This window comes from Vogesella mureinivorans (assembly GCF_007644035.1).
GTDB lineage: Bacteria > Pseudomonadota > Gammaproteobacteria > Burkholderiales > Chromobacteriaceae > Vogesella > Vogesella mureinivorans.
In genome coordinates, this window is the sequence record NZ_VMTV02000815.1 from 1 (window position 1) to 264 (window position 264).

1 pseudogene is annotated in these 264 nt (G+C 58.3%); it reads left to right on the forward strand.

The annotated features are described in order from the left end of the window. Positions 1-194 (forward strand): annotated as a pseudogene (locus FLQ44_RS19770) (hypothetical protein); the annotation flags it as partial. Between the last annotated feature and the right edge of the window lie 70 nt (positions 195-264).

Genomic DNA, 264 nt, shown 5'->3' on the forward strand with positions numbered 1-264 from the left:
AGGCTGTGAAGGAGCTAAACCGCACCGAGGTTCTGACGGTCTTTCTGGTTGAGCAGAATGCATTCCACGCGCTCAAGCTGGCGCATCGCGGCTACGTGATGGTCAACGGCAATATCACGATGAGCGGAACGGGCGCCGAACTGTTGAAGCGCGAGGAGGTGCGTGCCGCCTATCTCGAAGGCGGAAGGCACTGAGGGGCGAGCGATGGAAAATCAGAACACGCTGATCTGGGAAGTCACGATCTGGGAGTTCGTCTTCGTCACG